Annotated in this window: 31 protein-coding genes and 1 pseudogene; 1 reads left to right on the forward strand and 31 read right to left on the reverse strand. The window is 29.7% G+C overall.

What is annotated here, in order from left to right; all coding sequences use genetic code 4:
* Positions 1-900, forward strand: a 900-nt coding sequence (locus T380_RS04395) for a hypothetical protein (RefSeq protein WP_027334359.1), incomplete at its 5' end; no start/stop codon positions are given.
* 70 nt (positions 901-970) lie between these two features.
* Here T380_RS04395 and rplQ read toward each other — a convergent pair.
* From rplQ to recA, 31 genes and pseudogenes are all read right to left on the reverse strand, one after another.
* The gene (rplQ, locus tag T380_RS0102680) at positions 971-1,333 is read right to left on the reverse strand and encodes a 50S ribosomal protein L17 (RefSeq protein WP_027334360.1); all 363 of its coding nucleotides are present in this window, start codon (positions 1,331-1,333) and stop codon (positions 971-973) included.
* Complete coding sequence (locus T380_RS0102685; protein WP_027334361.1) at positions 1,333-2,349, reverse strand: DNA-directed RNA polymerase subunit alpha; 1,017 nt, start codon at positions 2,347-2,349, stop codon at positions 1,333-1,335. Before T380_RS0102685 ends, rplQ begins: the two co-directional genes overlap by 1 nt.
* A gap of 9 nt (positions 2,350-2,358) precedes the next feature.
* Complete coding sequence (rpsK, locus tag T380_RS0102690; protein WP_027334362.1) at positions 2,359-2,769, reverse strand: 30S ribosomal protein S11; 411 nt, start codon at positions 2,767-2,769, stop codon at positions 2,359-2,361.
* A 2-nt stretch (positions 2,770-2,771) separates the two neighbouring features.
* Entirely contained in the window at positions 2,772-3,140 is a 369-nt protein-coding gene (gene rpsM / locus T380_RS0102695) for a 30S ribosomal protein S13 (protein WP_027334363.1), read from the reverse strand.
* 2 nt (positions 3,141-3,142) lie between these two features.
* Positions 3,143-3,259, reverse strand: a complete 117-nt coding sequence (gene rpmJ, locus T380_RS0102700; RefSeq protein ID WP_027334364.1) for a 50S ribosomal protein L36 — start codon at positions 3,257-3,259, stop codon at positions 3,143-3,145.
* Between the two features lie 9 nt (positions 3,260-3,268).
* A complete protein-coding gene (gene infA, locus T380_RS0102705) occupies positions 3,269-3,463 on the reverse strand; it encodes a translation initiation factor IF-1 (RefSeq protein ID WP_425411601.1) in 195 nt (64 codons plus the stop codon).
* Between the two features lie 21 nt (positions 3,464-3,484).
* Positions 3,485-4,234 carry a type I methionyl aminopeptidase gene (gene map, locus T380_RS0102710; RefSeq protein ID WP_027334366.1) on the reverse strand — a complete coding sequence of 250 codons (750 nt, stop codon included), beginning with the start codon at positions 4,232-4,234 and terminating at the stop codon, positions 3,485-3,487.
* Positions 4,235-4,879 (reverse strand): adenylate kinase family protein, encoded by a 645-nt coding sequence (locus tag T380_RS0102715; RefSeq protein WP_036436965.1) that lies wholly within the window; start codon positions 4,877-4,879, stop codon positions 4,235-4,237.
* Positions 4,873-6,255: a preprotein translocase subunit SecY gene (gene secY / locus T380_RS0102720; RefSeq protein WP_027334368.1), complete on the reverse strand. Its 1,383-nt coding sequence runs from the start codon at positions 6,253-6,255 to the stop codon at positions 4,873-4,875. Before secY ends, T380_RS0102715 begins: the two co-directional genes overlap by 7 nt.
* Complete coding sequence (gene rplO, locus T380_RS0102725; RefSeq protein ID WP_027334369.1) at positions 6,255-6,692, reverse strand: 50S ribosomal protein L15; 438 nt, start codon at positions 6,690-6,692, stop codon at positions 6,255-6,257. Before rplO ends, secY begins: the two co-directional genes overlap by 1 nt.
* A 9-nt stretch (positions 6,693-6,701) precedes the next feature.
* Positions 6,702-7,409 carry a 30S ribosomal protein S5 gene (gene rpsE, locus T380_RS04310; RefSeq protein ID WP_027334370.1) on the reverse strand — a complete coding sequence of 236 codons (708 nt, stop codon included), beginning with the start codon at positions 7,407-7,409 and terminating at the stop codon, positions 6,702-6,704.
* Positions 7,409-7,756: a 50S ribosomal protein L18 gene (gene rplR / locus T380_RS0102735; protein ID WP_027334371.1), complete on the reverse strand. Its 348-nt coding sequence runs from the start codon at positions 7,754-7,756 to the stop codon at positions 7,409-7,411. Before rplR ends, rpsE begins: the two co-directional genes overlap by 1 nt.
* Positions 7,757-7,774: 18 nt before the next feature.
* A complete protein-coding gene (gene rplF / locus T380_RS0102740; protein WP_027334372.1) occupies positions 7,775-8,314 on the reverse strand; it encodes a 50S ribosomal protein L6 in 540 nt (179 codons plus the stop codon).
* Between the two features lies 1 nt (position 8,315).
* Positions 8,316-8,717, reverse strand: coding sequence for a 30S ribosomal protein S8 (gene rpsH, locus T380_RS0102745; RefSeq protein WP_027334373.1), 402 nt, complete (start codon positions 8,715-8,717; stop codon positions 8,316-8,318).
* A gap of 2 nt (positions 8,718-8,719) precedes the next feature.
* Complete coding sequence (locus tag T380_RS0102750; protein ID WP_027334374.1) at positions 8,720-8,905, reverse strand: type Z 30S ribosomal protein S14; 186 nt, start codon at positions 8,903-8,905, stop codon at positions 8,720-8,722.
* 1 nt (position 8,906) lies between these two features.
* Positions 8,907-9,452: a 50S ribosomal protein L5 gene (gene rplE, locus T380_RS04455; RefSeq protein WP_027334375.1), complete on the reverse strand. Its 546-nt coding sequence runs from the start codon at positions 9,450-9,452 to the stop codon at positions 8,907-8,909.
* A 3-nt stretch (positions 9,453-9,455) separates the two neighbouring features.
* Positions 9,456-9,785 carry a 50S ribosomal protein L24 gene (gene rplX, locus T380_RS04460; RefSeq protein WP_027334376.1) on the reverse strand — a complete coding sequence of 110 codons (330 nt, stop codon included), beginning with the start codon at positions 9,783-9,785 and terminating at the stop codon, positions 9,456-9,458.
* 8 nt (positions 9,786-9,793) lie between these two features.
* Positions 9,794-10,162 (reverse strand): 50S ribosomal protein L14, encoded by a 369-nt coding sequence (rplN, locus tag T380_RS0102765; protein ID WP_027334377.1) that lies wholly within the window; start codon positions 10,160-10,162, stop codon positions 9,794-9,796.
* Positions 10,162-10,428 (reverse strand): 30S ribosomal protein S17, encoded by a 267-nt coding sequence (rpsQ, locus tag T380_RS0102770; RefSeq protein WP_027334378.1) that lies wholly within the window; start codon positions 10,426-10,428, stop codon positions 10,162-10,164. The genes rplN and rpsQ overlap by 1 nt, the downstream gene beginning before the upstream one ends.
* A complete protein-coding gene (rpmC, locus tag T380_RS0102775; RefSeq protein WP_027334379.1) occupies positions 10,428-10,625 on the reverse strand; it encodes a 50S ribosomal protein L29 in 198 nt (65 codons plus the stop codon). Before rpmC ends, rpsQ begins: the two co-directional genes overlap by 1 nt.
* Positions 10,625-11,047, reverse strand: coding sequence for a 50S ribosomal protein L16 (gene rplP, locus T380_RS0102780; RefSeq protein WP_027334380.1), 423 nt, complete (start codon positions 11,045-11,047; stop codon positions 10,625-10,627). The genes rpmC and rplP overlap by 1 nt, the downstream gene beginning before the upstream one ends.
* Positions 11,025-11,699 carry a 30S ribosomal protein S3 gene (rpsC, locus tag T380_RS0102785; RefSeq protein WP_027334381.1) on the reverse strand — a complete coding sequence of 225 codons (675 nt, stop codon included), beginning with the start codon at positions 11,697-11,699 and terminating at the stop codon, positions 11,025-11,027. The genes rplP and rpsC overlap by 23 nt, the downstream gene beginning before the upstream one ends.
* A 236-nt stretch (positions 11,700-11,935) precedes the next feature.
* A pseudogene (rplV, locus tag T380_RS04485) lies at positions 11,936-12,268 on the reverse strand (50S ribosomal protein L22); the annotation flags it as partial.
* Entirely contained in the window at positions 12,268-12,546 is a 279-nt protein-coding gene (gene rpsS, locus T380_RS0102795) for a 30S ribosomal protein S19 (protein ID WP_027334382.1), read from the reverse strand. The pseudogene rplV and the gene rpsS, both read right to left, overlap by 1 nt.
* Positions 12,546-13,391 carry a 50S ribosomal protein L2 gene (rplB, locus tag T380_RS0102800; protein ID WP_027334383.1) on the reverse strand — a complete coding sequence of 282 codons (846 nt, stop codon included), beginning with the start codon at positions 13,389-13,391 and terminating at the stop codon, positions 12,546-12,548. Before rplB ends, rpsS begins: the two co-directional genes overlap by 1 nt.
* Positions 13,392-13,458: 67 nt before the next feature.
* Positions 13,459-14,463 carry a 50S ribosomal protein L23 gene (rplW, locus tag T380_RS04250; RefSeq protein ID WP_051599989.1) on the reverse strand — a complete coding sequence of 335 codons (1,005 nt, stop codon included), beginning with the start codon at positions 14,461-14,463 and terminating at the stop codon, positions 13,459-13,461.
* Positions 14,463-15,164, reverse strand: coding sequence for a 50S ribosomal protein L4 (gene rplD / locus T380_RS0102810; RefSeq protein WP_027334384.1), 702 nt, complete (start codon positions 15,162-15,164; stop codon positions 14,463-14,465). Before rplD ends, rplW begins: the two co-directional genes overlap by 1 nt.
* Positions 15,164-15,976 (reverse strand): 50S ribosomal protein L3, encoded by an 813-nt coding sequence (gene rplC, locus T380_RS0102815; protein ID WP_027334385.1) that lies wholly within the window; start codon positions 15,974-15,976, stop codon positions 15,164-15,166. The genes rplD and rplC overlap by 1 nt, the downstream gene beginning before the upstream one ends.
* A 19-nt stretch (positions 15,977-15,995) precedes the next feature.
* Positions 15,996-16,295: a 30S ribosomal protein S10 gene (gene rpsJ, locus T380_RS0102820; RefSeq protein ID WP_027334386.1), complete on the reverse strand. Its 300-nt coding sequence runs from the start codon at positions 16,293-16,295 to the stop codon at positions 15,996-15,998.
* A 223-nt stretch (positions 16,296-16,518) separates the two neighbouring features.
* Positions 16,519-17,316, reverse strand: a complete 798-nt coding sequence (locus T380_RS0102825) for a TIGR00282 family metallophosphoesterase (RefSeq protein ID WP_027334387.1) — start codon at positions 17,314-17,316, stop codon at positions 16,519-16,521.
* Positions 17,317-17,328: 12 nt separating this feature from the next.
* Positions 17,329-18,300, reverse strand: coding sequence for a recombinase RecA (recA, locus tag T380_RS0102830; protein ID WP_027334388.1), 972 nt, complete (start codon positions 18,298-18,300; stop codon positions 17,329-17,331).
* Between the last annotated feature and the right edge of the window lie 37 nt (positions 18,301-18,337).

Consider the following 18,337-nt stretch of genomic DNA (forward strand, 5'->3'; position numbering starts at 1 on the left):
ATGTATAAGGAAAATTTCTTAATAGAAAATAAAAAATATTTTAATAAAGATATTATTTCTGAAATTGAAAGATGATTTTTTGGTGAATTAAATAACGAAAATAAAAACATTATTGAAAACAACATTATTGAAAACAATTTTTCAATTAATCTTATGTGAACTATTATTTCCATAACTAAATTAAAAGAAATTAAACACATATTTTTTAAAACTATTAATGATTCTAGTAATATTGAAAAAAATGAATTATATAAAATTGAGACACAAAATCTTCCAAAATCTAGTGAATTTTTTATATTAGAAAATACTAAAAATGCTAATATTCGCTCAAAAAAATATGCTTATGAAAATAATAAATCAAAAAGTAAAAATAATAAAAATATTAATTACTTTGATTCAAAAATTGAACTCAATTTTTTAAAAAAATTAAATAAAAGAATTATTGATAATGAAAATAGTAAATACCAAATAAAAGTATGAACAAAGAATCCTGTTTTTCACGGATTATATTTAGAATATTTAGATGAGGAAGCAAGTATTGCAACTTCATATCCTGATTTTGTTGTTAAAATAATTCCAAATGAAAAAGAACATTCAAATAAAAAAGAATATTGTTTTTATATTGAGGTAAAAGATATTAACGATAAATCAAACAAAGTAACAAATATTATAAAAGGATATGAAAAATATTTTGAAAATGAAAATATATCATTATTTGAAGAACCCGACAAAAATAATTTAACACTTATTTTAGCTAAAGTAGATGGAAATGAAGGAAGTAATACAATTACTTTTTATGGTTCAAGTTCAAATGAAAAAATACAAAAATTATTAAAAGAAAATAATAATAAACAAAGATCTATTTCATTTTTAAATGAATTATTTGAAAAAATAAATTAAAAACATGGCAAAATAATCTAAAAAATATAATAATAAAAAGCAACATTTTTGTTGCTTTTTACATATCAAATTAAACAAGTTCAATTACTGCCATTCTTGTGTTATCACCTAGGCGACGAGGTAATTTAATTATTCTTGTATAACCACCATTACGGTTTGCGTATTTGGGCCCTAATTTGCTAAATAAGTATTGTAAAACAGTTTCTTTTTCTGATATATTAATATTTCTTAGAAATGCAGCAGCTTGTCTTCTTGATGCTAGAGTATTTGTTTTTGCTTTTGTTATCATTTTTTCAACATGTTTACGAAGTTCTTTTGCTCTTGTAATTGTAGTTGTAATTTTTCCATATCTCATGACATCTGTTGTTAATGAACGCATTACACCATGTCTTCATGCTGTATTACGACGATAAAGTTGTATTGGATTAGCCATTATTCTTCTCCTTCTTTAAGTTCATATCCGTGTTCCTTTAATTTAGCAACTATTTCTTTTACAGATAAATCACCCAAATTTCTTATTTGTCTTAATTCTTCAAGTCTCATTTGTGTTAGTTGATGTATTGATGTTATACCATGTCTACAAAGTGAATTACTACTACGTGGAGATAATTCAAGTTCACTTAATTCTAATGTAATAGTAGAAGCTTCTGTGGTTTTATTAACTTCTTTTTCAAATACATCTATTTCATCTAAATTTTCCACCTTACCTATAACTTGGAAATGAGCTATAAGAATTTGAGCAGCTTGAGATAAAACATCTTTTGCTGAAACAGTGTTGTTTGTTGTAATATCAATGGTTAATTTTTCTTCTATTTTTGCTGACGCTGAATTTAGTTCTTCAACAAAAATATTTACATTTTTAATTGGTGAAAAATCACTATCTATTGCAATTAATTTAGAACTTGAAAACGCAGAGTTTGATGTAACTAATTTTGCTGATTTATAATTAACAAATTCTTTATTTTCTTCAAAAGATCTAAAACCACGACCTGAAGTTAAAAATAATTCAAATTCTAATTTACCTTTATCTGCAGTAGCAATTTCAACATCTCTGTTAACAACTTGCACTCCGCCTTCGCCTGATACGATTAAATCTTGTCCTGTATATGTTTGACGACCTGGTTTATCAGCTTTGAATGAAACCTTTACAATTTCATCATCTTTAAATAATTCAGGATTATATGAAAAATTAATTTTTCTAACATTAAGAATTAATCTTGCCATATCTTCAACAACACCTGGCAATGTTTCAAATTCATGTCTAACATTTGCAAAACGAATTGCAAATGGAGCTATGCCTGAAATAGATGATAAAAGTGTTCTTCTTAAAGCAACACCAATTGTGTTACCCAATCCTCTTTCAAGAGGTTGAACAGTAAATTGAGATTGAAATTCAGAAATTGATTTTTCTTTTGTTTCACGGTATTTTAGTTTTGTATATTTATCCATTTTTACCTACTATACCTTTAATCTTTTAAGAACTTTTTTGGGTGGTCTTGTTCCATTGTGTGGAACTGGAGTTACATCTTTAATTTCTTTAACAGTTATACCTGAAACTTCTATTTGTTTACGAGCAGCATCTTTTCCAGAACCTAAACCTTTAAGTTCAACTTTTACTTCTTTTATTCCGTGTTCTTTAGCAGCTTCACTTGCAGCTGCTGCTGCTAAACCTGCTGCATAAGGAGTTTTTTTCTTTGTACCTTTGTAGCCTATTGCTCCAGAACTACTTCATGCAATTACATTTCCTTTTAAATCAGTGAATGTAACAATTGTATTTTGATGTGTTGAGTGAATATGTGCTATACCTGAAGTTATATTTTTACTTTTTGTTTTCTTAACTGGTTTTGCTTTTGTTTTAGGTGTGGCCATGATTATTTACCTTTCTTTCCTGCTACGGTTTTTCTTGGGCCTTTTCTTGTACGGGCATTCTTTTGAGTTACTTGACCTCTAACAGGTAGGCCTTTTCTATGTCTTATACCACGATATGATTTAATTTCCATTAAACGTTTTATATTTAATGAAGTTTCACGACGTAAATCACCTTCAGTTTGGTATTTTTTTGCTTCTTCACGAATTGCGGTCAATTGTTCTTCACTTAGATCTTTAACGCGTATATTTTCATTTATATTTACTTTAGCCAAAATACGTTGCGCTAAAGTTTTACCTATTCCGTAAATATATGTTAAAGAAATTACGACTCTTTTGTCATTTGGTATTTCTACGTTTAAAATTCTAGCCATATTTATCCTTGTCTTTGTTTGTGTTTAGGATTAGTTTTGCAAATAATTCTAATAACACTATTTCTTTTAATAATTTTACAGTCCTTGCAAATTGTTTTTACACTTGCTCTTACTTTCATGTTTGCTCCTTATTTGTGTCTGTAAGTAATTCGTCCTTTTTGTAAATCATAAGGACTAATTTCAATATCGACTGTATCACCAGGCAAAATTCTTATATGAAATTGACGAATTTTACCGGATATATGGCAATTGATTACCATGCCATTTTCTAAAGTAACTTCATAGCTTTCGTTAGAGTGCATTTTAGTTACTTTACCTTGCATTTTTATTGCATCTTTTGCCATCTAAATTCCTTTCGATAAAATAATTCCTTTACCATCTTTAATTAAGACAGTATGTTCATAATGTGCTGTGTTTTTTTTATCTTGACTTAAAACAGTTCAGCCATCTGATGCGATTTTAATTTTTGGTGAATTTTGCAAGATCATTGGCTCGATACAAATAACCATTCCATCTTGAAGTTTCATGCCTGTACCAGGTTTACCTTCGTTTGGAACATATGGATCCTCATGAAGTTTTTTTCCTATTCCATGACCGGTGAATTCCTTTGGAGTAAAATATCCTTGTTTTTTTATATATGAGCCAATTGCATATGATATATCACCAACATGAGCGCCTTTTTTAATTGCTTTTAACCCTTCATAAAAAGCGTTTTTTGCTATTTCAACTAGTTTTTGGTCTAAATATGTACCTTTACCAACTATTTTTGTAAATGCAGAATCTGAATTATATCCTTCATAAATACAACCCGCATCTATTTTAACAACATCATTTTCTTTTAATACATAATTACTTGGTATTCCATGAATAAGCTCATCATTAACACTTATACAAATTGTTTTTGGAAAACCATATAAACCAAGAAATGCTGGTTCTGCATTTCTTTTTTTAATTTCTTTAAAAGCAATCGCATCTAATGCTTCTAAAGAAATTCCTGGACTTATGAGATCATATAAAATTTGTTTTACCTCTGCCAGGATTTCGCACGATTTAGTTATTTTAGCTATTTCATCAGGTGTTTTGATTAATGACATTTAGTATAAATCCTTCATAATTAATGCTGCTATTTTGTCCGATTTATTGTCAGCATTATAGGTTTGTAAAAGGTTTAAATCTTTATAATATTTAATTAATGGAAGCGTTTGTGCTTCATACACTTTTAAACGTTTTTTAATAGCTTCAGGTTTATCATCTTTACGTTGAACTAAACGTGTTTTATCTACTTCACATAAATCAATCAACTTACTTGGAGAAAATTTAATATGATAGTTTTTTTGGCATTGAGGACAAAAACGACGACCACTTAAACGTTCAATTAAAACTTTTTCTGGCGCTTCTAAAAGAATAGCTTTAGTAATTTTTATATCTTCTTGTTCAAGAGAAGTTAAAAATTTTGCTTGATTTATAGTGCGAGGATATCCATCAAGTATGAAAGATCTTGATTCTTTTTTAAGATTGTTAGTTACTTTTTTAACGAGTAAATTTGTTAATTCATCATCTACATAACTACCTGATTCAACTATTGATTTTAGTTTTAAACCTAGCTCTGAGTTGCTTGCTATTTCTTTGCGAAATAAAACTCCAGTAGATATATGTTCAACATTTTTTTCATTAGCTATAATGCTAGCAACGGTACCTTTACCAACTCCTGGGGCACCTAAAAATAAAATATTTATCATAATAATCCTTTATAGTCTTTAGATGATTTTGCTTTTTTATTGCTTTTTGACATTTTTTGTGTTTTAAAGCGAGCTTTTACTTGTGAAACAGTTTCGATTGAAACAGAAACAAGAATCATCATTGATGTACCACCAAACGCTATCATTTGTGGCATACCTAACATAACCATAATAAATTGTAAACTAGCCAAAAACGTTAAGTAAAAAGCAGAAAAAATAGACAACCTAAATACCACTCCGATTAAATAATTTTCAGTATCCTCTCCAGGTCTAACCCCTGGAATAAATGTACTAGATTTAACAAAATCTTCAGCAATTTTATCTATTCTTGGTTGTTGCAATCCTATAATTATTGAAAATGTAAATGTTACTATAACAAGAAGCGCAAAACCTATTGGTTGATGAAATTGTAAATTATTTTGAATTCAATATTTACCATAGTTGTTATCACTTAAAAGTCCGGCGATCATATTTGGAAAAGAAAGAGCCATAAATGCAAAAATTATTGGCATTATTCCTGCTGGGTTTGCTTTAATTGGTAATTTACCCATCTCTTTAACTTGACTACTTCTACCAGCTCCTATTTGTTGAATTGGAATATGACGTTCAGCTAAGTAGAAATAAATAATTACAACAAGTAATATTAAATAAGCTATTAAATATGTAATAAATTTAATTAACCCATTTAAAAACCCTGGTGAATCAATATTTCCTACATAAAATCTAAATGCCATTTGAAATGATGCTGGCAATCCCATAGCAATACCAACAAAAATAATTAAACTTGTTCCGTTACCAATTCCTTTAGAAGTAATTTCCTCTCCCAAAAATAAAGCAATAAGACTTCCGCCAACAAGAATAAATGGGATAAAAACATAAATAATAAAAATATTATTTGTACTAAAATTAATTATTCCACCAGCTTGTAATGATTTTGCTAACAAAATTGCCTGCGGAAAAGATAATATAAGTGTCAAAACACGTGTAATTACATTTATTTTTCTTCTGCCTTGCGGACCTGATTGGCTCAGCTTTAACATTGGGGGACATAATCTTGTTTGTAAAAGCGACATAATTAAACTTGCAGATATGAATGGACTTATACCCAAAGCCATTAATGAGAATTGTTTAAGCCCTCCACCTGATACCATGTTTAAAGTACTAAAGAATGTACTATTTTCTACGCCTTGACCAATTTTTACATAAGGAATCCGAATTTGAGTTCCTACAATAAAAATAAATAGTAAGAAAAAGGTAAAAAGTCCTTTTTTTAGCACTGAATGGTTGTCTCAAAAATGATTCCATTTCTTTTTAAAGAAATAGAATAAATTTAAAATTTTGAGTCAAAGATTGCTAAAAAAATTATTTTTATCCATTAAATTACCTCTATTTTTCCTCCAAGTTTTTCAATAGCTTGTTGTGCCGAATTAGACACAGCATTTACTTGTACAGTTAATTTTTTAGTTAATGTTCCATTACCTAAAAGTTTGATATTTAAATAATTTTTTGATGCTAATTTTAAATCTCTAATTTTTTCTATTGTAACAGTATCATTATCTTTAAAATGCTTTTCTAGATCATGAAGATTAATGATTTGATATTCAATATGATTAACATTATTGAAACCGCGTTTACCAATTCTTCTAAATCAAGGAGTTTGACCACCTTCAAAACCTAATCTATGACCTTTACGTTTATTTTGTCCAGATTGACCTTTACCAGCTTGTTTACCTTTTCCTGCCGCTTCACCACGACCTTTACGGTGTTTTTCTGGACGAGAATTATTTGTTGCTTTTAAATTATGTAATTCCATATTTGCTCCTTAAATAATTTCCTCTAGTTTTTTGTCACGAAGAGCAGCAATTTGTTCTGGAGTTCTTAGCATTTTTAATGCTTTTAATGTTGCCTTAACAACATTTGTTTTTGAACGTGAACCATATGTTTTAGTAACAATATCACTATAACCAGCTAATTCAACTACTGCACGAACAGAACCTGAGGCAATAATTCCTTTTCCTTTTGGTGCAGGTTTTAAAATTACTTTAGAACTTAAAAATTTAGATGTGATTTCATGAGGTATTGTTGTTTTATTTTTAATTAAAGGTACCTCTGTTAAATGGTTCCTTGCGTCTTTAACTGCTTTTTTGATTGCATCTGGAACTTCTTTTGATTTACCATGACCATAACCTACACTACCTTTTTTATTACCAACAACAACAAAGGCTGAAAACGAGAAATTACGTCCACCTTTAACTACTTTTGTTACACGAGCAACATCAATAACTTTTTCTGAAAATTCATTTTCTGTTTTTTTATTAAATTGATTTTTTTTATTTTCACGTTGTCTTTCACGTGCTTGATGCGGATTGTGGTGCGAACTTGTAGCAGATTTTTCGTTCTTAAGATCACGTTTTTCTACAATATCATCTTTTTTATTTTTATCTGCTTCTGTTTTACCAGGTTTAATAACTTTTGTAGTAGCGGCAGGCTTTTTAGGTTGTTTAAATTCTTTTTCTTTTTTATCTTCCATTAGAATTTCACTCCTTCTTTTCTAACTGCGTCCGCAAAGGCTTTAACACGACCATGATAAATATAACCTGAACGGTCAAAAACAACTGTTTTTATTTTTTTAGAAATTAATAATTTACCAAATTCGCTTCCTAATTCTGCAGCAGCTAAAATATTACCACTATATTTTTTATTTTTAGATGTATCTGATGATGCTAATGTAACCCCATTTTCATCATCGATAGCTTGAGCATAGAAGTTTGTAAGTGATTTGAAAACGCTAATTCTAGGCACCTTTTTTGTACCAGATAAGTTTTTACGTATTCTTGCATGTTTAATTTTACGTGCTTGATTTCTTGATAATTGCATATATTTTCCTTATCTTGCTTATTTAGAAGCAGTTTTCCCTTCTTTAATTTTAATCACTTCATCCTTGTATGCCATACCTTTTCCAGAATATGGATTAGGAGTTCTTACTTTTCTTAGTTTTGCAGCAAACTCACCAACTGCTTGTTTATCAATACCAGAAACTGTAACTTCTAGTGGTTTTGGTAACTCTACCTTTAAATTACTTGGAATTTCTAATAAAACTGGATGTGAGTAACCAACTAAAATTTCAATTTGGTTACCTTTAAGAGTCATTTTGTAACCAACCCCTTTAAGAACTAATTCTTTTTTAAAACCTTTTGTAACACCAATTAACATTGAAGATAAAAGAGAGTTTGTTGTTCCATGCAATTGTTTTGTGTGTTTTTCTTCATTTGAACGTTTTGTTGATAATTGATTGTTGTTAACATCAATTGTAATTAGATTGCTGAATTGTCTTGATAATTCACCTTTTGGACCTTTAACTACAACAAAATTGTTGTTATTTGTGATTTCTACTCCCGCAGGAATAGTTAAAATACGATTTCCTACCCGAGACATACTATCACACGAAAGCGATTACTTCACCGCCAACGTTTTCCTTTCTTGCTTGTTTATCAGTTAAAAGACCTTTTGAAGTAGAAATAATTGCAACGCCATATCCAGATAATACATTAGGCACATCATCAGCTTGAACATATACACGAAGACCTGGTTTAGATATACGTTTAATATTTGTTATAACTGGGGTGTTACCTTTATACTTAAGAGTAACAAGTAATTCTTTTTTCTTATCTTTATTTGTTACAACTTCAAAATCTTGAATAAATCCTTGTTCTTTTACAATTTTAAGAATAGCTTCTTTTTTAGTTGAGTGAGGCATAGAAACATTTTTGTGTTTACGTTGTGAAGCATTTTTAATACGCACAATCATATCTGAAATTGGATCTGTTATAAAAGCCATAACTATCAACTCGCTTTCTTAATTCCAGGAATTTTGCCTTCATGAGCTAAATTTCTGAAACAAATTCTACAAATTTTAAATTTACGCATTACAGAATGATTACGTCCACATAATTGACAACGAGTATAAGCTCTTGTTGAGAATTTTGGATGTTTTTCTGCTTTAGCTTTTAATGATGTTTTTGCCATTCTATTTCTCACTTCCTGCAAATGGCATTCCTAACTTTTCTAGCAATGCTCTTGCTTCTTTGTCGGTTTTTGCTGTTGTTACAATAATTACATCAAGACCTTTAATTTTACGAATTTTATCGAATTCAATTTCTGGGAAAATTATTTGTTCTTTTATACCTAAAGCAAAATTTCCACGTCCATCAAATGCTTTAGGATTAACTCCTCTAAAATCTCTTATACGTGGCATAGCAACATGAATTAATTTTTCTAAAAAGTCTCACATTCTTTGACGTCTTAGTGTAACTTTACCTCCCATTGGCATACCTTCACGTAATTTTCATGAAGCTAGAGATTTTTTTGCAACTGTTTGATATGGTTTTTGACTTGAAATTTGTTTAAGTTCATTCATAACTTCTTCAATTGCTTTTGAGTTTGTTACTTCACGACCAGCGGTCATATTTAACATAATTTTTTCTATACGAGGAATTTGCATCGAAGATTTATAGTTAAATTCTTTTAATAATTCATTACGAACTTGTGAATTATATAATTCTTTTATTCTCATCTTCTACACCTCTTTTCCTGTTTTACGGGCAAATCTAATTTTTTTACCATCTTTGTTAGTTTTTGTGCCTAATTTTGAATGTTCTGCAGGTTTACCTTTTGATGCTTTTTTGGTAAGTAATGATAAATTCGATAAGTTTATTGGACCTTCAAATGTTACAATACCACCTTCTGTATTTTGTTGCGATGGTTTTCTATGCTTTGTTTGCATGTTCAATTCTTGAACTTTAGCTGTATTTTTTTTATTTTGAATAGATAGAATACGTCCGGTTTTACCTTTTTCTTTACCAGCAATAACTACTACTTCATCATTTTTCTTGAGTTTTGTCTTCATTATTACTCCTATCACACTTCTGGTGCTAATGAAACTATTTTAGCAAACCCTAAATCACGTAATTCACGAGCGACTGGTCCGAATACACGAGTCCCACGTGGTGTTTTATCTTCTTTAATAAGAACTACAGCATTATCATCAAAACGAATATATGAACCATTTGTACGACGAATACCATATTTACTACGAACAACAACCGCTTTTACAACCTGACCTTCTTTAACGATACCATCTGGTTGTGCTTTAATAACTGAACATGTAACTATATCACCAATATATGAAGATTTTTTAACGCTACCACCAACATTTCTAATAACTCTTATCAACTTTGCGCCTGAGTTGTCGGCAACATTTGCAACCGATAATTCTTGAATCATTATTCAGCTCCTTGAATTGCTTTTTCTTTAATTAATACTAGACGAAAATGTTTTGTTTTTGAATATGCACGTGTTTCCATTATTGAGACAATATCATTCAAATTTGCTTGTTTATTTTCATCATGTACTGCAAAACGTTTAGTTGATTTAAAATGTTTTTGATATGTTGGGTGGTTTTTATATGTTTCAACAGCAACAATAATAGTTTTTTCATTTTTTGTTGAAACAACCTTACCTACAAGAGTTTTTCTAGATGTTTCGCGCATTATTTATCTCCTTTTTGAAGGGAATTAAGAGCAGTTAATGCTCTTGCAATATCTCTTCTAATTGCTTGAATGTGGTGTGTTTGATCAGCTTGTCCAGTTTTATTTTTAAATCTTAAGGTAAATAATTTAGCTTTAAGATCTTCTATAAGAGTCTTAAGTTCTTGTTCACTTTTTTCACTAAAAACTTTATATTTCATTATTTACCTCCATCTTCTTTTTTAACAATTTTAAATTTAACAGGTAATTTATGACCACCTAACCTTAGAGCTTCACGAGCCATTGTTTCATTAACACCTTTTACTTCAAACATCATAGTATCAACTTTAACAACTGCTGCTCATTTTTCAGGAGAACCTTTACCAGAACCCATACGAACACCAATTGGTTTTGATGTTAATGATAAATGAGGGAATATCCTAATAAAAACTTGACCCTCTCTACCCATATGACGAGTAATGGCGATACGAGCTGCTTCTATTTGTCTAGCAGAAATTCATGCACTTGTTTGAGCTTGTAATCCGTATTCACCAAATGCAACAGTATTACCTTTAAAAGCTTTTGTTTTATCGTGAGAAATTCTAAATACACGTCTGTGTTTAGTCTTTTTTGGTTGTAACATTTTTGTTACCTCCTTCAAGTATTTCACCTAATGAAATCCAAACTTTAACACCAATTGCACCATATGTTGTGCGAGCTGTTGCTCTTGCATACTCAACTTTTTGTCTTAATGTATGAAGTTTCATTTCACCTTCACTATATCCTTCAGTACGAGCCATATCAACACCGTTAAGACGACCAGATACTGATGTTTTAATTCCTTTAGCTCCAGCTTTCATAGCATTTCTAATTGCAAATTTTTGCGCAATTCTGAAACTTTCACGATTTTCTAATTTAATAGCGATTTGTTCAGCTGCTAAACGAGCATTTAATTCAGGTTTTGCAATATTTTGAACATCAATTGCAATTTCTAATTTACGATTCTTTACTACTTTTTGAAGTTTTGTAGTAATTAATTTAATATTTTCGCCATTTTGTCCTAAAAGAGCCCCTGATTTAGCGCTATGTACTCTAATTAATACTTTGTTTTCTTTATTACGTTTAATTTCTACGCTACCAATTTGATATTGACGAACCAATTTATCAAAAAATTTATAAATCTTTTGATCTTCTAAAAGCAATGTACTAAATTTTGATTTATCAGCAAATCATTTTGTATTATGTTCTTTTGTAATTCCGTAACGGAATCCATTTGGATTAACTTTTTGTCCCATTATTTTGTTCCTTTTGCTTTTGGTTCTTTTTTAGGTTTGGTTTCTTTATTTGTGGTAGATTTTTTTGTGACAGTTGCCTTAGGTTTTGATGGTTTTTCTTCTTTTTTAACTTCTTTTGTTGGTTTTGATGGTTTTTCTTTTTTAGCTTCTATGGTTGGTTTTACAACTTCTTTCTTAACTGATTTTTCTTTTGCTTCAACAACTTTTGTATTTGTTGATTGTTCTGTAACTGGAACTGATACTCCAATTGTTAAATGAGATGTTCTTTTTAAAATTGGTTTAGCGGTTCCTCTTGAGTGAGGTTGAAATCTTTTAAGAGTTGGTCCTTCATTAACAAGCACTTCTGACACTACTAATTTAGATGCTTCTAAACCATTATTGTTAACAGCATTCGCAATAGCAGAGTTAAGTAATTCAATAAATAATAATGATGCTTTTTTACGGGTATTTCTAAGAATATCAACAGCTTGCGCAACAGTTTTGCCACGGAATAAATCGGCAACTAAACGTGCTTTACGAGCTGAAATTCGTTGCATTTTTTTGTGAGCGTAAATAATATTTTTTTTCATTATTTCTTCTTACCTTTATCTGCTCCATGACCCGTAAATGTTCTTGTTGGACTAAATTCTCCAAGTTTGTGACCAACCATATCATCTGTTACATAAACTTCAATAAACTTATTACCATTGTGAACCAAGAAAGTTAAACCAATAAAATCTGGAAATATAGTTGAACGACGCGATCAAGTTTTGATTGGTTTTTTTGGTGCTTTTTTGTTAATGATTGCATCTACTTTCTTAAGTAGATGTTCATCAGCGAATGGACCTTTTTCTAAACTTCTAGCCATTATTTAGTTTCCTTTCTTCTTCTTAAAATCAATTTAGTTGAAGCTTTTTTAGTTTTTCTTGTTTTAACACCAAGAGCTTTTTTACCTCATGGTGTAAGTGGTGATTTACGTCCGATAGGTTGTTTACCTTCCCCTCCACCATGTGGGTGGTCATTAGGGTTCATAACTGAACCACGAACAGTTGGTCTTATACCTTTGTGACGATTAATTCCCGCTTTACCAACGTTAACAAGTAAGTGTTCCTCGTTCCCTACTTCACCAATTGTTGCTCTACATCTTGATAAAATACGACGCATTTCGCCAGATTTTAACCTTAAAACAACATATTTACCATCATCATCTTTACCAAGGATTTGGGCGCTATTACCAGCAGATCTAGCAATAACTCCACCTCCACCTGGTTGCATTTCAATATTGTGTACAACAGTACCTTCAGGAATATTCGCTAATGGAAGAGAGTTTCCAATTAAAATATCAACATTATCTCCTGAAATTATTTTTGCACCAAGTTTAATATCTTTAGGTGCTAATATATATCTTTTTTCACCATCAACATATGTTACTAAACAAATATTTGCTGAACGGTTAGGATCGTATTCAATTGTTTTAACAATTGCTGGAATATTATCTTTATTACGTTTAAAGTCAATTATACGATAGAAGCGTTTTCCTCTTCCACCTTTATGACGAACTGTAATTTTACCTTGATTATTACGTCCCGAATTCTTTTTAAGAATTGTCAATAATGATTTTTCTGGTTCATGTCCAGAAAGAGTAATTGAATAATCAAGTTGAGACATATTACGACGACCATTTGTTGTTGGCTTAAAATGTTTTAATGCCATTTTGTCTCCTTTGCTTAAAAATAATTGCGGTTTTCTCTTTTAAGCAGTTATGTTCCGCTATTAATTATTATTTATTTTCTTCTGCTTCTTTATCTTTTTTAGATTTTCTTGTTTTTTTAACAGGAATTTCACCTGTTTCATTTATTGATTTTGTGATTGCTTCTTTAACAATCTTATTTTCAACAGTTTTTATTTTTTTTCTAGCTGATTCAAGAATTTCTGCTAATTCTAGCATATCTTCTCCTGCCCCAGCACTTTCTAATTGAGCTTGAAGTTTTGTTTGTTTTTTAGCTCTTGTTCTTTTTGGTTTTTCCTCACCTGACTCTGAAGTTGTTTCTTCTTTTTTAGCTCTAGGTTTTCTAGTTGTCTTTGGTTTGTCTTCACCTAATTCCGAAGGTGTTTCTTCTTTTTTGGTTCTAGTTCTTTTTGGTTTTACTTCGACATTTTCTGAAGATACTTCTTCTTTTTTAGTTCTAGGTTTTCTAGTTGTTTTAGCTTTTTCGGTTTTTTGTTTTTCTTCAGCTTCAGCTATAATTTCTTCAGCATTTTTCTTAGTTACTTTTCTAACTCTTTTTTGAGTTTCTGAAGGTTGATCTTTAATCATTAATGTAGCTTCTGGTGCTTTTGGTTTTTCATCTTCTACTTTAATTTTTGGTTTTTTAGATTTTTCTTTTTTTGCAGCTATTTTAGCTTCTACATCTTTTAATTTTTTAGCTGTATCTTGCTTACTTTGTTTATCTAATTTATCTTTAGTTGCATCTTTTTTATCTTTTGAATTAGTTTTATCTTCTTCAGGGATAAATACGATTGAATCCCCTTCAACTAACTTAACAATAGCTTTTTTATAACGATCAGTTCAACCTTTTGAACGGCCTAATGAGGTAGGTTGTTTTTCAAGACGAATAATATTAACTCTTGCTACTTTTACCTTATATATAAACTCTATTGCTTTTTTAATTTCAATCTTATTTGTTTTGATATCAACTTTAAAAACATATTCATTATTATTTGCTGATAATAAATTTGTTTTTTCAGTCATAATTGGCGACTTAATAACTTCTGTATAATGCATTATTTCACCAACCCTTCTAAGTATTGAATATCATTTTTGCTAATTATTAATTTATCTGTTCACAATAAATCTTCAACAGAAATTGATGTAACTTTTGTTGTAATTACTTTAGGTAAATTACGAGCACTTAAAAAAACATTTGTATCACTTGTAACAATTAAAGTTTTTAAATTGTTAGAACCTAATTTTTTAAGTTCTGAAACAAGTTCTTTTGTTGAAATTTTAGATACTTTTGTTTCAGAAACAATAACACCATTTTTTTGTGCTAATAATGTCAAAGCAGAAATAAGTGCATTTTTTCTAATTTTTTTATTAACTTTAAGTTTGTAATTACGTTCAGGTGTTGGTCCAAATACTCTTCCTCCACCAACAAATACTGGAGTTTTTAAGGAACCAGTCCTTGCTCTACCTGTACCTTTTTGTTGTCATGGTTTTTTACCAGTACCTGAAACTTCGCCACGATTTTTTACATCATGTGTGCCTTGTCTTCTTGATGCTCTATCACTAATAACAACATCAAAAATTGCTTGTTTGTATATTTTTTCACTACCAAATAATGAAACTGGTAATTCTTTATTTAATGTATTAGATGCTTTAGTTGATGCAGTTTTTTTTGTTTCTTTTGCTTTTGCTTGAGTTGTTGTTTTAGAAGTAGATACTTTTTTAACTTTATCTGTTTTAGTAACTTTTGATTCAGCCATTATTTATCTCCATTCTTTTCATTTTCAACATTCTTTTTAGCTTCAGCAATAGCATTTTCTATATCTTCATTAGACATTTCAGTTGTAACTTCTACTTTTAATTGTTTAGCTTCATCAAGTAGTAAGTTTCTTTGGTGGGCTGCTTTTACATCTACTAATTTAATTGCTTCTTTTGATTTTACATTAGGTTTAATTGCTTCTTTTAAGATAACAATCGATTTTTTAGGTCCAGGAATTGAACCTCTAACGATAATCAAATTATTTTTAATATCTACTTTAACAATTTCTAAATTTTGAATTGTAGTTTTTTCATGACCAAGTTGCCCAGGCATTGTCATACCTTTAACAACTTTGTTTCCAGAAATATCACCAAGTGAACCAGTTTGTCTTATTGGTTGCGAACCACCACCACCACCATGTGATTTTGGTCCTATAGCTTGATTCCAACGCTTAATTGTACCAGCAAACCCTTTACCTTTTGATGTGCCAGTAATATCGATTAAGTCACCATCTTTAAAAATTGATGCGTTAACCACTTGTCCTAATTCATAACCTTGCATGTTACGAATTTCTTTAATGTAGCGCTTAGGTGTTGTGTTAGCTTTTTTGAGCTTTCCAAGAACAGGTTTACTTACTCTTGATTCTTTTTGTTCGAAAGCAGCAAGTTGAGTAGCAATATAACCATTTTTTTCTTTACTCAAAACAGCCGTAACAACATTAGGTTGAACTTCAATTACTGTAACGGGTAATGCATTACCTTCAGCAGTAAAGATTTGAGTCATCCCTATTTTGCGTCCTAAGATTCCTTTCATTTTTTCTCCTTATTAAAATTTAATTAATTTTTATTTCTACACCAAAAGGTAATTCTGTATGTTTTAAACTTTCAACCAATTTAGCTGATGGTTTAATTAAAGTAATTAATCTTTGATGAGTTTTTTGTTCAAATTGTTCACGAGATTTTTTGTTAATGTGAACAGAACGTAAAATTGTAAATACTTCGCGTTTTGTAGGTAATGGTACAGGTCCAGAAAATTTACATTTTGCATCTTGTGCTATTGTTACGATTTTCTTTGCTGTTATATCAACTAACTCGTGTTCAAATCCTTTAATTTTAATTGTTATTTTTTCCATTTTGTTGTCTCCTTTGTTCTTTGCCGAACTAACTCCACATAAAAACCTGAATTACACTCTCAACAACTAATTTTAGTGTATCAGCAACCTTATGCTTCAAAGTTTAGTAGCTTTTCAATTATATAATAAAGAGAAGGTTTTATTATATATAATATAAAAAAAATAAAAAATACCAAAATTAAGTTAAAAACAACTTAAAAATGGTTTTTTATTAATTATTGATTTATGCAATGTTTATTTTCTTTATGATGTTTTTTTGTTTATCCGTATTTAAATTTAACACAACTCCATTAATTTGAGTTTTATTTTTCGACACCTGAAATTTAACAAAATTGCCATACCTCATATGTTGATACACATCATCAAAATTAGCACCTATTGCTGAATTTTGCGGACCGCACATCCCAGCATCAGTAATGTATAATGTACCATTAGGCAATTTCTTGTCGTCGTTTGTTTGTACATGTGTGTGCGTGCCAAGAACGGCGCTAACTTTACCATCAACATATAATCCAAGGACATATTTTTCGCTAGTTGTTTCAGCATGAAAATCAATAATATGAAAGTCAGATTTATCATTTTCTATTATTGAATCAATAGTATCAAAAAATGAGTTAGCATATTCTTGTTTTCATGGAGACATAAGTTTATTAAAAGTAATACCCATTAATGAGGTTACTCTTACATTCTTTTCCTTAACATTAAAAACTCTTGAACCTGTTCCTGGATAACTAACATCTACATTTGCGGGTCTTATAACATCATTATTTTTAATAATATCTAAAATATCTTTTTTTGCTCATACATGATTACCTAAAGTAAATGCATTTATACCTGATTTTTTTAATCTTAAATAATCAGATTTTATTAATCCTTTTCTACCTGAAACATTTTCTGATTGAGCTATAACAAAATCTATCTTATATTTCTTAATAAGTTCTTGTAATTTTGTTTCAATTGTACAAATCCCTGGTTCTCCAAAAATATCACCTAAAAACAAAATGTTAATTTTTTTGTTCATAGGTTTATTATATTAAATTAATGACACAATTTCTTGATACATTTCTTTGTTTTCTTTAAGGAGGGATACTAAATTAGATAAACCTTGTGCAATATTTTCATTTTTATATGAATATCAAGCTCCTTTTCGTTCGAGAATCTTTTTTTCTAAAGCTAATTGAATTATTTCGCCCACTTTATTTATTCCAAGAGAATAAATTATCTCTGATTCTACTGTTTTAAATGGTGCAGAAAGTTTATTTTTTACTACTTTCATCTTGATTATATTTCCTGTTGCTTCAGCATTATTAATAATTTGACTAGCTTTTCTTACCTCTAATCTAATTGTTGCATAAAATTTAAGTGCTCTTCCGCCCGGAGTTGTTTCCGGATTGCCAAACATAATTCCTATTTTTTCACGAATTTGATTAATAAAAATTATACTTGTTTTATTTTTTGCTAAATTACCCGTAATTTTGCGAAGAGCCTTAGACATTAATCGAGCTTGACCACCTATTGTTTGATCTTTCATTTCTCCATTTAGTTCCGCTTCAGTAGCTAATGCAGCTACAGAATCTAAAATAATTAAATCTACAGCTCCTGATCGCGCTAATATATCCACTATTTCCATAGCTTGCTCACCACTATCTGGTTGTGATAATAATAGCTTATCTATATCAACACCTAAATTTTTTGCATAATTTGGATCAATTGAATGCTCAACATCAATAAATGCGGCCACTCCGCCTTGTTTTTGAATCTCTGCAATTGCATGCAAACTTAATGTAGTTTTCCCTGATGACTCAGGACCATAAATTTCTATAATTCTACCTTTAGGTCATCCACCACATCCTAAAGCTCTATCTAAAAGAACTGAACCAGTCGGAAATGTTTCAACATTAAATTCCTGTTTTTCTCCTAAAAGCATCAATGATTCTTTTCCGAATTTTTTTGTAATTTCTTTAATTGCTATTTCTATTTCTTTTTGTTTATTTTTATATTCCATAACTTTACCTCACCTATATATGTGCAAAAAATCTTAA

The organism is Mycoplasma elephantis ATCC 51980 (genome assembly GCF_000687815.1).
GTDB classification, from domain to species: domain Bacteria; phylum Bacillota_I; class Bacilli_A; order Mycoplasmatales; family Metamycoplasmataceae; genus Mycoplasma_H; species Mycoplasma_H elephantis.